14 protein-coding genes are annotated in these 13,838 nt (G+C 64.7%); 6 read left to right on the top strand and 8 right to left on the bottom strand.

All coding sequences use genetic code 11. From position 1 onward, the window contains the following. Positions 1-59: 59 nt before the first annotated feature. The 8 genes from CEJ45_RS17145 to CEJ45_RS17110 form a co-directional block, all read right to left on the bottom strand. Positions 60-995, bottom strand: coding sequence for a carbohydrate kinase family protein (locus CEJ45_RS17145; protein WP_088756250.1), 936 nt, complete (start codon positions 993-995; stop codon positions 60-62). Positions 996-1,131: 136 nt separating this feature from the next. Next, entirely contained in the window at positions 1,132-2,418 is a 1,287-nt protein-coding gene (locus tag CEJ45_RS17140) for a DUF3426 domain-containing protein (protein WP_088756249.1), read from the bottom strand. A 3-nt stretch (positions 2,419-2,421) separates the two neighbouring features. Next, on the bottom strand, positions 2,422-3,336 hold the full coding sequence (gene prmA / locus CEJ45_RS17135) for a 50S ribosomal protein L11 methyltransferase (protein WP_088756248.1): 915 nt from the start codon (positions 3,334-3,336) through the stop codon (positions 2,422-2,424). Between the two features lie 66 nt (positions 3,337-3,402). Then, positions 3,403-4,782, bottom strand: coding sequence for an acetyl-CoA carboxylase biotin carboxylase subunit (gene accC / locus CEJ45_RS17130; protein ID WP_088756247.1), 1,380 nt, complete (start codon positions 4,780-4,782; stop codon positions 3,403-3,405). 117 nt (positions 4,783-4,899) lie between these two features. Next, entirely contained in the window at positions 4,900-5,373 is a 474-nt protein-coding gene (gene accB / locus CEJ45_RS17125; protein ID WP_088756246.1) for an acetyl-CoA carboxylase biotin carboxyl carrier protein, read from the bottom strand. Positions 5,374-5,496: 123 nt separating this feature from the next. Beyond that, the gene (gene aroQ, locus CEJ45_RS17120) at positions 5,497-5,934 is read right to left on the bottom strand and encodes a type II 3-dehydroquinate dehydratase (protein WP_088756245.1); all 438 of its coding nucleotides are present in this window, start codon (positions 5,932-5,934) and stop codon (positions 5,497-5,499) included. A gap of 131 nt (positions 5,935-6,065) precedes the next feature. Beyond that, positions 6,066-6,587: a TlpA family protein disulfide reductase gene (locus CEJ45_RS17115; RefSeq protein ID WP_088756244.1), complete on the bottom strand. Its 522-nt coding sequence runs from the start codon at positions 6,585-6,587 to the stop codon at positions 6,066-6,068. A gap of 3 nt (positions 6,588-6,590) precedes the next feature. Next, positions 6,591-7,232: a hypothetical protein gene (locus tag CEJ45_RS17110; RefSeq protein ID WP_088756243.1), complete on the bottom strand. Its 642-nt coding sequence runs from the start codon at positions 7,230-7,232 to the stop codon at positions 6,591-6,593. Between the two features lie 66 nt (positions 7,233-7,298). Between CEJ45_RS17110 and mpl the strand changes: the two genes are divergently transcribed. From mpl to aroE, 6 genes are all read left to right on the top strand, one after another. Continuing rightward, entirely contained in the window at positions 7,299-8,681 is a 1,383-nt protein-coding gene (gene mpl / locus CEJ45_RS17105) for a UDP-N-acetylmuramate:L-alanyl-gamma-D-glutamyl-meso-diaminopimelate ligase (protein WP_088756242.1), read from the top strand. Then, positions 8,678-9,268 carry a YqiA/YcfP family alpha/beta fold hydrolase gene (locus CEJ45_RS17100; RefSeq protein WP_088756241.1) on the top strand — a complete coding sequence of 197 codons (591 nt, stop codon included), beginning with the start codon at positions 8,678-8,680 and terminating at the stop codon, positions 9,266-9,268. The genes mpl and CEJ45_RS17100 overlap by 4 nt, the downstream gene beginning before the upstream one ends. After that, positions 9,268-9,882 carry a chorismate--pyruvate lyase family protein gene (locus CEJ45_RS17095; RefSeq protein ID WP_088756240.1) on the top strand — a complete coding sequence of 205 codons (615 nt, stop codon included), beginning with the start codon at positions 9,268-9,270 and terminating at the stop codon, positions 9,880-9,882. Before CEJ45_RS17100 ends, CEJ45_RS17095 begins: the two co-directional genes overlap by 1 nt. Positions 9,883-9,888: 6 nt before the next feature. Beyond that, positions 9,889-11,997: an RNB domain-containing ribonuclease gene (locus CEJ45_RS17090; protein WP_088756239.1), complete on the top strand. Its 2,109-nt coding sequence runs from the start codon at positions 9,889-9,891 to the stop codon at positions 11,995-11,997. 55 nt (positions 11,998-12,052) lie between these two features. Continuing rightward, positions 12,053-12,934, top strand: a complete 882-nt coding sequence (locus CEJ45_RS17085; protein WP_088756238.1) for a cell envelope integrity TolA family protein — start codon at positions 12,053-12,055, stop codon at positions 12,932-12,934. 61 nt (positions 12,935-12,995) lie between these two features. After that, complete coding sequence (gene aroE / locus CEJ45_RS17080) at positions 12,996-13,811, top strand: shikimate dehydrogenase (protein ID WP_088756237.1); 816 nt, start codon at positions 12,996-12,998, stop codon at positions 13,809-13,811. Positions 13,812-13,838: the final 27 nt, after the last annotated feature.

Below are 13,838 nucleotides of genomic sequence, written 5' to 3'. Positions count from 1 at the left end.
CCTGGTCAGGTCTTGCTGCCGGCATTGCGCTGTGCGCTGTACCGGAAGCCCGGATTACATCAGCTGAAACGATAACCGAAGGCCTTGTGGAAGCGCTCCTCGATCTCCGCCTTGGACGGCGCGTGGTTCTGCGGACCCTGCGAAGCGATCTTGATGGAGCCCATCAGGCTGGCCAGGCGGCCGGTGGTTTCCCAGTCATAGCCTTCGGTGAGGCCATGCAGCATGCCGGCGCGGAAGGCATCGCCGCAGCCGGTCGGGTCGGCGATCTTGTCGGCCGGAACGCAGGGGATGGCGTGGTGCTTGCCGCCCACGAAGATGTCGGCACCCAGTTCGCCGCGCGTGACCACCAGGGCCGTGACGCGCTCGGCGATCTGCGCCAGCGACAGACCGGTGCGCGCGGTCAGCAGCTCGGCTTCGTAATCATTGACGGCCACATAGGTGGCCAGGTCGATGAAGTTCTTGAGGTCATTGCCATCGAACATCGGCATGCCCTGGCCCGGATCGAAGATCAGCGGGATATTCAGTTCAGCCGCCTGCTGCGCGTGCTGCAGCATGCCGTCACGGCCATCGGGGGCGACGATGGCGAACTTGACCGCGCCGGCGTCAGCGACCTTGTTCTCGTGCGACCAGGTCATGGCACCGGGGTGGAAGGCGGTGATCTGGTTGCTGTCGGCATCGGTGGTGATGAAGCACTGCGCGGTGAACGAGGACTCGATCTGGCGCACGCATCGGGTCGAGATGTCCAGTGCTGCAAAACGCTCCATGTAGGGTGCGCTGTCCAGGCCGACGGTGGCCATCACGATGGGTTCGCCGCCCAGCAGCTTGAGGTTGTAGGCGATGTTGCCCGCGCAGCCGCCGAACTCGCGGCGCATGGTGGGCACCAGGAAGGAGACATTGACCTTGTGCAACTGGTCGGCCAGCAGGGCTTCAGCGAAGCGGCCCTCGTATTGCATGATGTTGTCGTAAGCGAGGGAACCGCAGATCAGGGAGCTCATGGCGTGGTCGTGACAAGTGAGTGGACGATGCCGCATTGTAGAAGAAAAGCGGTGTGCAGTCCGAAGCTGGTGCAAGTCGTTTCGTGGTCAGGCCGGGAAGTGATGATCGGTGACGATCAGTCGTGATGAGTTCGTCTCACGGATAGAAGAGATAAATGCGATACCCCGAGACCAGCGCATCCTTGAGCTCGAAGTTGAGCTTGATCTGCTGCTCGCTCTCGGGTGCGATACCGCGGTCGACCTGGGCCGGGTCGGCCAGGTAGTCGCGCGGGCGGAAAACGCGGCGTACCACCGCCTTCTCGTCGTCATTGTTGAGCGTGAGCTCGATATGCGGCCAGGCCTGGGCGCTGGTAGCGCGATTGCGCATCACCAGCGAGAGCGCATAGACGTTCTGGTTGGGCGGCACCACCTGCAGCTCGTTGGATTCCAGCGAGAGGCGTTCGATGTCGGTGGGCAGGCCCACGGTGCAATGCAAGGCCACACACATGCCGTTGAGCATGGGTCGCAGCTGCGGTGCGGAGGCCGCCAGCGGATTGCGCCAGTAATACAGCGATTGCAGCAGCAGCACCGGCACCATCACACCGGCCAGCACCATCATCACCATCTTCATGACCTGGCTGATGCGCGCGCGGCGCTCGGCGCGCTTGACGAAGCCGGGCTCGTCGGCGGGATCGTCGTCGTCCTGCGCCTCTTGCGTGCCGGCCTCCTCGCCATCGGCGCGGATGCTGTCCTTGTCCCCGGCCACATCATGCAACACCGGCTCGTCGTCCATGCGGAAGACGGCGGCCACCTCGGGCGGCGCGGCGATCCCGTCGGACTCGGCCGACGAGCGGAGCAGCAGCGCGCCGCTGTCGGGGGCATCCTCTTCCGGTGTCATCGGAGGGCGGGTCTCTTCTTCCGGACTTGTCTTGTCCACAGGCGCAGCCGCTTTGAAGTTTGCGCCGAGGTCGGGGAGGTAACCCGGACTGGCTGGCGAGCGGAACACCTTGGGCTCGGCAATGACCGGGATGGCAGCAGGCAAGGGGGCGGATGGCGCTGCAGGGGCAGGCGCGGCGACCGCAGTCGGCTGCGGCGCAGGAATGTTCACCTCAGGGACGGGCGCTTGCGCAGGGGGAACGAAAGCAGGCCGTTGCGTGGCCAGCGGTGCGCCAGCTTGTTCATAGGGGCTATTTGCGGGGGCGGTCGGGACGGATGAAGGCGAAGGTGCCGGCGCAAACGCCGGTGTGGCCATCCCGGCCTGGGCCTTGCTGCCCGCTGCCGGCTGGTAGTGGCCGTCGGCCACGCTGGGCTCGACCAGGAATTCGTTACCGTTGAAGACCTGGCGGCAATTGCCGCAGCGGACCAGTCCGCCGCGCAGTTTGAGCTGGTCGCTGGCGACCCTGAAGATGGTCAGGCAGTGCGGACACTGGGTCGCCAACGCCATGGATTACTCCGGCAGGCGGCCTGTCAGGGCCACCCAGCCTTCATGTTCTGCCCAGACGGTCAGGGCGATCCAGGGCGCGTAGGCGTTGATGACTTCCTGGGCCTGGCGATCCAGCACGCCCGAAAGCACCAGCGCGCCGCCGGCGCGCACGCGGCCAGCCAGCATGGGCGCCATCAGTTGCAGGGGGCCGGCCAGGATGTTGGCCACCACCACGTCGAATCGTTCACCTTCCGGGTGGGCGGCGGCGAAGGGTTCCGGCAGGTAATAGGTGGCGCTGCAGTGGTTGCGTTCAGTATTGTGCTGGGCCGACTCCAGTGCCTGCGGATCGATGTCCACCCCGATCACCTGCGGCACGCCGATCTTGGCGGCCACCAGGGCCAGGATGCCCGAGCCGCAGCCGTAGTCCAGCAGGGTTTGGGCTTGCGTGGCATTGGTTTCCAGCCACTCCATGCACAGCCGGGTGGTCGGATGGCTGCCGGTGCCGAAGGCCAGGCCCGGATCCAGTTCCAGCACCAGGGCGTCCGGATCGGACGGTGCCTCGTGCCAGCTGGGCACGACCCAGATACGCTGGCCAATGTGGATGGGCTCGAACTGGGATTGCGTCAGGCGCACCCAGTCCTGCTCTTCCACAGTGCGCGTGGCAAAGGGCAGGGCATAGTCCAGGCCGATGGCCTTGGCGGCATCCATGACGATGGTCGCGTGATCGGCATCCTTGCCGGCCAGCGCCACCACACGGCTGCGGTCCCAGGCGGCTTCTTCCGGCTCCATGCCGGGTTCGCCGAAGAGCGGACGCTCGGCGTCCGTCCCTTCATCGGCATCTTCCACCGACACCGAAAGGGCGCCAGAGTCCATCAGGGCGTCGGACAATGCCTCCGCCTGTTCGCGCGCCACTTCGATGACGATTTCTACCCAAGCCATGCTTGCCTGCCTTTGCTGTCGTTACTGTTAGTACTGTTGTTGCTGCTTTTGCTGCTGAACTGCGATTTACTTCTTGAGGGACTTGTCCGCTTCCGGCGCCGTCGGGCGTTCCGACAACTTATGTTCCAGATAATGGATATTGGTTCCGCCTTCGAAGAAACGCGCATCCACCATCAGCTCGCGGTGCAGCGGGATATTGGTCGAAATGCCTTCCACCACCATCTCCGACAGCGCGATCTGCATGCGGCGGATGGCCTGTTCGCGGGTCGCACCATAGGAAATCACCTTGCCGACCATGGAATCATAGTTGGGCGGCACGAAATAACCCGAGTAGGCATGCGAATCGACGCGGATGCCAGGACCGCCCGGTACGTGCCACGCCGTGATGCGGCCCGGCGAGGGGATGAACTTGAACGGATCTTCGGCGTTGATGCGGCACTCGATGGCGTGACCCTTCAGTTCGATGTCGCGCTGGCGGTAACGCAGCTTTTCGCCGGCGGCGATGCGGATCTGTTCCTGCACGATGTCCACACCGGTAATCATTTCAGTGACCGGGTGTTCCACCTGCACGCGGGTGTTCATCTCGATGAAGTAGAACTCTTCATTTTCGTACAGGAACTCGAAGGTGCCGGCGCCACGATAGTTCATCTTGCGGCAGGCTTCGGCGCAGCGTTCGCCGATCTTCTCGATGATCTTGCGCGGGATGCCCGGTGCTGGCGCTTCCTCGATCACCTTCTGGTGGCGGCGCTGCATGGAGCAGTCGCGCTCGCCCAGCCAGATGGCTTGCTTGTGCTCGTCGGCCAGGACCTGGATTTCCACGTGACGCGGATTTTCCAGATACTTCTCCATATAGACTTCCGGATTGCCGAAGGCAGCACCGGCTTCGGTCTTGGTCATGGTCACGGCATTGATCAGCGCGGCTTCGGTATGCACCACGCGCATGCCACGGCCACCGCCGCCGCCAGCGGCCTTGATGATGACCGGATAGCCGATCTTGCGGGCGATCTGGACGATTTCCTTGGGATTGTCCGGCAACGCCCCTTCCGAACCTGGCACGCAGGGCACACCGGCACGGATCATGGCCTGCTTGGCCGAGACCTTGTCGCCCATCATGCGGATGTTTTCCGCGCGCGGGCCGATGAAGACGAAGCCGGACTGTTCCACGCGCTCGGCGAAATCGGCGTTTTCCGAGAGGAAGCCGTAGCCGGGGTGGATCGCCTGGGCGTCCGTCACTTCAGCGGCGCTGATGATGGCCGGCATGTTCAGGTAGGACAGGGCCGACGGGGCCGGGCCGATGCAGACCGACTCATCGGCCAGCTTCACGTACTTGGCCTCGCGGTCGGCCTCGGAGTGCACGACCACGGTCTTGATACCCAGTTCGCGGCAGGCGCGCTGGATACGCAGGGCAATTTCGCCACGGTTGGCGATGAGGATTTTTTCAAACATAACAGGAATGAGGCGTCGCCAGGTTCAAGCGTTATAGGTTCCGGAGCCAGGCCGCGGCAGCCGGCATGTGCCGCGCGGCGGCCGTTGCTGCCAGGCCAGGGACTGCTGCGGCGGGAATCAGCCCAGCACGAACAGCGGTTGGCCGAACTCGACGGCCTGGCCGTTTTCCACCAGGATCTGCTTGACCACGCCACCCTTGTCGGCGTCGATTTCGTTGAGCAGCTTCATGGCTTCGATGATGCACAGGGTATCGCCTTCCTTGACTTCCTTGCCCACTTCGACGAAGGCCGGTGCGCCCGGTGCCGAGGAGCGGTAGAAGGTACCGACCATGGGCGACTTGACGATGTAGCCTTCCGGCACGGCCGGCGCCGCCGGTGCGGCAGCGGGAGCCGCAGCTGCCGGGGCGGGCGCGGCCACGGGGGCGGCGGCGGGGGCGTAGGCTTGCTGTTGCGGCACCATCACGACCTGGTTCTGGGCATTCGGGGACGACTTGACGATGCGGACCTTGCTTTCGCCTTCGGTGACTTCCAGCTCTTCGATGGCCGATTCAGCAACCAGGTCGATCAGCGTCTTGAGTTTTCGTAAATCCATTTGAATCCCTCGGAATGTAGATGAGTAGTGTTAAACGAAACGCCGGCGCTCTGTCGCGCCCGGCGGGTTCAGTCTGGGTCTTGCAGTACGTGAAGCGATCCGTTCGAAGCGGCGTGTCCGCCCTCAGGATTGACGCAGCCAGAAATCAACGGCCATGCGATAGCCATCGACCCCGAAGCCGCACAGGACTGCCCGGGCGATGCCGGACAGGTAGGAAAAATGCCGGAACTCCTCGCGCTGGTGCACATTGGAGATATGCAATTCCACGAAGGGAATCGCCACCCCGGCCAGCGCATCGCGCAATGCCACGCTGGTGTGGGTCAGTCCACCCGGATTGATGATGATGCCATCGACCCCCTCCAGGCGCGCCTGGTGGATGCGGTCGATCAGCGCACCTTCGTGGTTGCTCTGGAAGGTGGCCAGAGTCGCGCCGGCGGCGCGGGCCTGTTCTTGTGCACGCTGTTCGATATCGGCCAGCGTGGTGGATCCGTAGACTTCCGGCTCCCGGGTTCCGAGCAGATTGAGGTTCGGTCCATTGAGCAGGAGAAGCTGTTTTGCCATGGAGATTGAGCTCCGTTTGACGACGATGCGCGCATTTTGCCGTCAAATGCCATCATTTGGCAAGAAAAACTTTCTTTTCACGGATTTGCGTTTGCGGGCCGCCGAGGTGGCCCTGCAATTGACTCTGCGATTCAGAGCTGTGACAGGTCGGCGCGCAGTTCATCGAACTTGATGCGGCCCAGGTAGACCTTCTTGACGTTGCCGTCCTTGCCCACCAGAGCGGTGAACGGAAGTCCGCCCGCCTGATTGCCGAATTGCCGCAGCAAATCGGTGGCGCCGGTTCCGGCAACGAAGAGAGGATAGCGGATTTGGTACTTTTGCGCAAACTTGGCGATATTTTCCTGACTATCGACGCCAATTCCGAGGATTTGCACCGGCGCGATCTCCTGCTGCAAGGCCGTCAGTTCCGGCATTTCTTCCACGCAGGGGCCGCACCAGGTGGCCCAGAAGTTGACCACCAGGGGCTTGCCCTTGTATTGCGCCAGCGATAGGGTCTGGCCGCTGGCATCCGGCATCGATTGCGACAGCAGCTTGTTGAGCGCCTGGGTCTCGGGCGAGGCGGGCGGGTTGGCGCGATGGCTGGCATAAACGCCAACACCCACGCAAACGACCGCAACCACGGCCAACAGGATCACATTTTTCAGCTTCGTCATGAATCAGTCCTCGGAGGGTGCATCGATGAGCGCGGCCAGCGCAGCCGCATCACCGCGCTCGGGGCGTTTGCCCGGGGCGGCGCGCAGGCTGCCGCGCAGGTCGTCTTCGTCATACAGGGCCAGATGGGCCAGCTCGGGGTCGGCGCCCCGCTGGGGCAGCAGGAAACTCAGGGTCTCCACGGCCTGGCCAGTGCGGAAGTGGCTGGTCTCCCCGACCTCGAAGTTCACATTCTTGTTCAGCAGGAAAATCTCCACATCCTTGGCGCTGGGGGAGAAGAGCTGCAAGTGGATGTCAGAATGTTCACCGGCAGTGCCATTCCAGACTGCGCCGGTAATATAAGGATTGAACTGCTGCAGGTCCTGCATCAGCTGCAGGGCCACCTGGCGCAGGTGCAACAGGCGCGCCGGCTGGGTGTCGGCAAAGAAGAGTTCGTTGTAGATGCGGACTTCTTCTTCGATCTGCTCGTTATCCGGCATGATCTCGCCGCGCACCTTCTGGTTGCCCAGGATCTGTTTGGCCGCCTTGCGCTTGGCGGTGCCGTAGTCGGCGCCATCCTCGGCGATCATGCGGGCGGCGGCTGCGGCGATTTCGGCGCGCAGCTGCTCGGTGGGGGAGGTGAATTCAAATTCAGACATGGGCGACATGATACTCGTTAGCGGATGCACCCGCCGCCTCAGGTAAAATCGCGGGATTACACCCCAAGATTCGCTATGCATATACACATCCTCGGCATCTGCGGCACCTTCATGGGCGGCCTGGCCGTGCTGGCCAAAGAGGCTGGCCATACCGTGACCGGCTGCGACGCCAACGTCTATCCCCCGATGAGCACCCAGCTGGAAGCCCAGGGCATCACCCTGACCCAGGGTTTCGAGCCGTCCCAGGTGGAGATCAAGCCGGACCTGTTCGTCATCGGCAACGTGGTCTCGCGCGGCAACCCGCTGATGGAAGAGATCCTCAACCGCGGCCTGCCTTATGTGTCCGGGCCGCAATGGATGGGCGAAAACATCCTGCAGGACAAGTGGGTCCTGTCGGTGGCCGGCACGCATGGCAAGACCACCACCTCGGCCATGCTGGCCTGGGTGCTGGAACACGCGGGCTACCAGCCGGGCTTCCTGATCGGCGGGGTGCCGATGAACTTCGGCATCTCGGCGCGCCTGGGCAGTGATGGCCAGGGTGGGCCGTCTCCCTTCTTCGTCATCGAAGCCGACGAGTACGACACCGCCTTCTTCGACAAGCGCAGCAAGTTCGTGCACTACCGCAGCCGGACTGCCGTGCTGAACAACCTTGAATACGATCACGCCGACATCTTCCCCGATCTGGCCGCCATCGAGACGCAATTCCACCATCTGGTGCGCACCGTGCCCGGCATCGGCCGGGTCATTGTCAATGGCCGCGAAGCCGCATTGCAGCGCGTGCTGGCACGTGGCTGCTGGAGCGAACGTGAAGATTTTGGCGTGGCTGCCGGCCAGCCCGGCTGGTCGCTGCAGACCCACGACGATGGCCGTTTCGAGGTCTTCTTCGAAGGCCAGTCGCAAGGCACGGTGGATTGGTCGCTGACCGGTGAACATAACCGCATGAACGCCATCGCCGCCATCGCCGCTGCCCGTCACGTGGGCGTGCCGGCGGCCCAGGCCATCGAGGCACTGGGCGCTTTCCAGAGCGTGAAGCGGCGCATGGAGCTGCGCGGCAGCGCCAATGGCGTGGCCGTGTATGACGATTTCGCCCATCACCCGACCGCCATTGCCACCACGGTGGCAGGGCTGCGCAAGAAGGTCGGGGGCGCCCGCATCCTGGCCGTGCTGGAGCCGCGTTCCAACACCATGAAGCTGGGTACGATGAAAGAAGCCCTGCCGGGCAGCCTGGCGGAGGCCGACCTGGTCTTCGGTTTCGGCGCCCAGTCCGGGCGCGATGCGCTGGGCTGGGACCTGGCCGAAGCGCTGGCCCCGCTGGGCCAGAGGGCCGCCGCCTTCCATGACCTCGATGCATTGGTGCAGGCAGTCAAGGCCGCCGCGCAGCCCGGCGACCATGTGCTGGTGATGAGCAATGGCGGCTTCGGCGGCGTGCACCAGAAGCTGCTGGACGCACTGGCATGATCCTGTACCTGCACGGCTTTCGTTCTTCGCCGCAGTCCTTCAAGGCGCGCGTGATGGGACAGCGCATGGCCGAGCTCGGCCTGCAGGACCAGTACGCCTGTCCGCAATTGCCGGCCTCGCCGGCCGGGGCCATCGCCCTGGCCGGTGCGCTGGTGGCGGGGGTGGACCCGGCCGCGCTGACCGTGGTCGGCTCGTCGCTGGGTGGCTACTACGCCACCTGGCTGGCCGAACACACCGGCTGCCGGGCGGTGCTGGTCAATCCGGCGGTCAAGCCGCCGCGTGACCTGGAATCCTATGTCGGCGTGACCACGCAATATCACTCCGACGAACCCTTTGAATTCAAGCGCGAGTACATCGCCGAGCTGCTGGCCCTGGCCGTGCCGGCCATCACGCGCCCCGAGCGCTATTTCCTGCTGGCGGCCACCGGCGACGAGGTGCTGGACTGGCGCGAGATGGTGGCCCATTACCCCGGCGCGCGCCAGACCGTCATCGAGGGCAGCGACCATGGCATGGCCGAGTTTGCCGATCATCTGGACGAGGTACTGGCCTTCTGCGGCGTGGACCTGCCCGGCAAGGCGGTGCGCTGATGCCGCAGGCCGTGCGCAAGGCGCGCTGGATGGCGCATCCGCAGGCATTGGCGGCGCTCTTGGCTACCGATGGCGACCTGATGCGGCGCACCCGGGCCTGGCTGGCCGACCCCGGTTCCATGACCCTGAAACTGAAGAAACGCACCGACAGCTTCAGCGTGCGCCTGTTGCGCCAGCGCCCGGGCCGCATCCTGGCCGATGAGCATGAAGCCTTGCGCATATCGCCCCGTAGCCGGGTGGTGGAGCGCGATGTCATCCTGCTGGGCGACGGGCAGCCGGTGGTGTTCGGGCATACGGTGCTGTCGACCGGCTCGGTCAAGTCCGACTGGCCCTTTTTCAGCAAGCTCGGTACCACGCCCCTGGGCGCCAACTTGTTCTTTGATCCGCTGGTCGGGCGCAGTCCCATCCAGTATGCTCGGCTGTCCGCCGGCCACCCGCTGATGCGCCGCATCGCGCAGGCCTTGCCCGAGTCCGAATTGCCGACCAGTTTGCTGGCGCGCCGCTCCCTGTTTACCCGGCGCGGCGGCGTGCTGATGGTCACCGATGTTTTCCTGCCGGCACTGGAGGCGCTGATGCGTCCGCTGCCGGCCCACGTACCGATTGAAAAGCGATAGAAGCAGATGAATTTATTGTTCGAAGAATCCGGCGACTTCAAGGCCGGCTCCATCATGACCCAGCAGGGCGAGTCCTACCAGGTCGAGATGGCCTCCGGCAAGCGCGCCAAAGTCAAGTCGCGCGATGCGCTGCTGCAATTCGCTGCCCCCGCGCCGCAGGAGCTGATGCAACAGGCCCAGGCCATCGCTGATGAAGTCGACCTGGATTTCCTCTGGGAAGTGGCCGGCGAAGAAGAATTCGGTTTCACCGACCTGGCCGCCGAATATTTCGGCCACGCCCCGCTGCCCCCGGAAGCGGCCGGCCTGCTGCTGTGCCTGCATCGTGCGCCGATCTATTTCTACAAGAAGGGCCGCGGCCGCTACAAGGCGGCCCCGCAAGCCTCGCTGCAGGCGGCCCTGGCCGGGCTGGAAAAGAAGAAGCAGCAACTGGCCGCACAGGCCGTGTATGTGGAGGAACTCAAGGCCCACAAACTGCCGGAAGCCTTCCGCCCCATCGCCCTGCAACTGCTCTTCAAGCCGGACAAGAACGGCATCGAATTCAAGGCCCTGGACGCCGCCGCCAAGGAAATGCAGACCACCCCGCAGCGCCTGATGCTGGCCGCCGGTGGCGTGGCCTCGCCCAAGGACCTGCATTACGCGCGTTTCCTCTCCGAATTCTTCCCGCGCGGCACCGGTTTCCCGGCCATCGATATCCCGCCGGCCACCACCGACCTGCCGCTGGCCGATGTACAGGCCTTCTCCATCGATGACGTGACCACCACCGAAATCGATGATGCCCTGTCCGTCACCCGCCTGCCGGACGGCAAGCTGCGCGTGGGTATCCACATCGCCGCACCGGGCCTGGCCATCAAGCGCGGCGATGCGATCGATGCGATTGCGCGTGCGCGCATGTCCACCGTCTACATGCCGGGCGAGAAGATCACCATGCTGCCCGACGACCTGGTGGCCACCTATACGCTCGATGCCGGTGCTGCCCGTCCTGCGCTGTCGCTCTATGCGACCCTGGATGCGGCCAGCTGGGAAGTGCTGGCCACCGAGACCCGTGCCGAGCTGGTCCCCATTGCCGCCAACCTGCGCCACAACGACCTCGACGAGCTGGTCACCGAGGAGGCCCTGGCCGAGAATCGCGGCGAGTATCCGCACAAGGAAGAGATCGCGCTCCTGTGGCAGTGGGTGCAACTGCTCGAACAGGGCCGCATGGCCAAGCGCGAGAGCTTCGGCCTGCGCCCGGAGCAGAACAACCGTGTCGACTTCAACTTCTACGTCGAGAACGATGTGGTGAGCATCGTGCGCCGCCGCCGTGGCGCACCGCTGGACAAGATCGTGGCCGAGCTGATGATTTTCGCCAACAGCACCTGGGGCAAGCTCATGGCCGATCACGGCGTGCCCGGCATCTACCGCGCGCAAGGTGGCGGGGCCGGTGGCTGGGCCGCCAAGATGCAGGTGCGCATGGTCACCCACGCCGCGCCCCACCAGGGCCTGGGCGTGGATCAATATGCCTGGAGCACCTCGCCGCTGCGCCGCTATACCGACCTGGTCAACCAGTGGCAGATCCTGGCCTGCATCGAGCACGGCGTGACCGCGCCGCTGGTAGCGCCCTTCAAGCCGCGCGATGCCGATCTCTTCGCCATCGTTTCCGGCTTCGATGCGGCCTACTCCGGCTATGCCGATTTCCAGTCCACCATGGAACGTTACTGGTGCCTGCGCTGGCTGGCGCAGGAAAACGCCCGTACCGTGGAAGCCGTGGTGCTCAAGGATGAAATCCTGCGCCTGGTCGAAATCCCGCTGGTGCTGCGCATGCCGGGCTTGCCGCAACTGGCGCGCGGCCTGCAGGTCAAGCTGGACCTGCTGCGCTGGGATGAGGTCGACCTGACCGTGGAAGCGCGCCTGCTCGAAGTGCCCGCCGCCGCTGCCCAGGCGCTGGCCAGCGACCTCGGTGAAGATGATGACGAGTTGCTCGAAGGCATGGCCTCCATGGGTAGCGAAGAACAGGGCGAGGAAGCGGCCGCTGAACAGGATGCTGCGCAAGATTCTGCACAGGATGCTGCGCAGGAAGATGCACACGATCCAGCGGCCGACGCGGGCGAAAACCCGTCCGCGCAAGCGGCCCAATGAGCCGGTGCTGGCGTAGAATTGGCGCTGTGTCTATCGTCGTTGCTTCCCGTTTGCTGTGAACCTGTTTGCCCAACATCGTCTGCTGAGCGTTGCGCTCGGAATCTCGCTGCTGGTGCATGGCCTCTTGCTGGCCGTGCACTTCGCTGCGCCCGATGCCTTCCGTTTCAAGCCGTCCGATCCCGAGCTGGAAGTCATCCTGGTCAACGCCAAGCATGACAAGAAACCAGTCAACGCCCAGGCGCTGGCGCAGGCCAACCTGGATGGCGGCGGCAATGCCGACGACGGCCGCGCCCGATCGCCGCTGCCGGACATGCAGCGGGTCGAGAGCGGCGACAGCGTCAAGGCCGCCCAGCGCAAGGTGGCCGAGCTGGAGCAGCAGCAGCGCAAGATGCTGGCGCAGCTGCAGGAGGCACGCCAGCACGTGGCCAGCAGCGAGCTGCAGAAGCCGACCGAGACGCCGCAGCCCAACGCGCGCGACCTGACCGAAACCGCCAAGGCCATGGCGCGCATGGAAGCCGAACTGGCCAAGGACATCGAGCAATACAACAAGCGCCCGAAGAAGACCCAGATCACGCCGAGTACACGCGAAGTGGGGTATGCGCAGTACTTCAAGGCACTGCAGGACAAGGTGGAAAAAGTCGGCACGCTGAACTTCCCGACTCGCGACGGCAAGAAGCTCTACGGTGAACTGCTGGTGGTGATCCCGGTGTTCCAGGATGGCAGCCTCTATGAGCGCGATGGCGGCGTGGTGGTGCGCACAAGCTCCGGCAATGCCGCGCTGGACCAGGCGGCGGTGGCCATCGTGCGGCGTGCGGCGCCGTTTGGCCGTTTTCCCGAGAACATGCGCACCAGCGGCAAGGATGACGTGTGGGAAGTCATCGTGACCTTCCGTTTTACCCGCGACCAGGGCGTGCAGGCACAGCTGGGCGCCAGCTGACATCAGCGCCGGCGGCCCGGCTACAGACAAGAACAGAGAACGAGGGAGCAGCTAGAACACCATGGATGAATACGTCGTCATCGGCAACCCGATTGCCCACAGCAAGTCGCCCGAGATCCATGCGCAGTTCGCTGCCCAGACCGGCCAGTCGCTGCACTATGATCGCCTGCTGGCGCCGCTGCACGGCTTCAAGGCGGCGGTGCAGGTATTCCGGCGGCGCGGCGGACGTGGTGCCAACGTCACCGTTCCCTTCAAGCTGGAAGCCCACGCGCTGGCCGATCAGCTGACCGAGCGTGCGCGCCTGGCGGGGGCGGTCAATACGCTCAAGTTCGAAGGCGGCCGCATCCTTGGCGACAACACCGATGGTGCCGGCCTGGTCACCGACATCGTGACCAATGCCGGCCAGGCGCTGGCGGGACGCCGCATCCTGCTGCTGGGCGCGGGTGGCGCCTCGCGCGGCGCACTGCTGCCGCTGCTGCAACAGCAGCCGGCCGAGCTGGTGATCGTCAACCGCACGCAGTCGCGGGCGCAGGAGCTGGCGCAGCAGTTCGCCGAATACGGTCCGGTGCGCAGCGCCGCCTATGCCGAGCTGGAGGGCGTGTTCGATGTCATCATCAATGCCACCTCGGCCAGCCTCTCGGACGACCTGCCGCCACTGCCAGTCTCGGTCTACGGCAGCGAAACCCTGGCCTACGACATGATGTATGGCCGCCAGCCCACCGTCTTCATGCAGAGCGCCCAGCAGCATGGCGCCAGCGTGCGCGACGGGCTGGGCATGCTGGTCGAGCAGGCGGCCGAAGCCTTCCTGCTCTGGCGCGGCGTGCGGCCGGCCACCGCCGACGTGTTTGCCAGCCTGCGCCAGCAGTTGTCACAGTAAAGGCAGGGCATAGTCCGTCACACCTGT

This window comes from Herbaspirillum aquaticum (assembly GCF_002213425.1).
Classification (GTDB): Bacteria; Pseudomonadota; Gammaproteobacteria; order Burkholderiales; family Burkholderiaceae_D; genus Herbaspirillum; species Herbaspirillum aquaticum.
The sequence above is the reverse complement of the archived record's forward strand: the minus strand, read 5'-3'. Positions and strand labels throughout refer to the sequence as shown.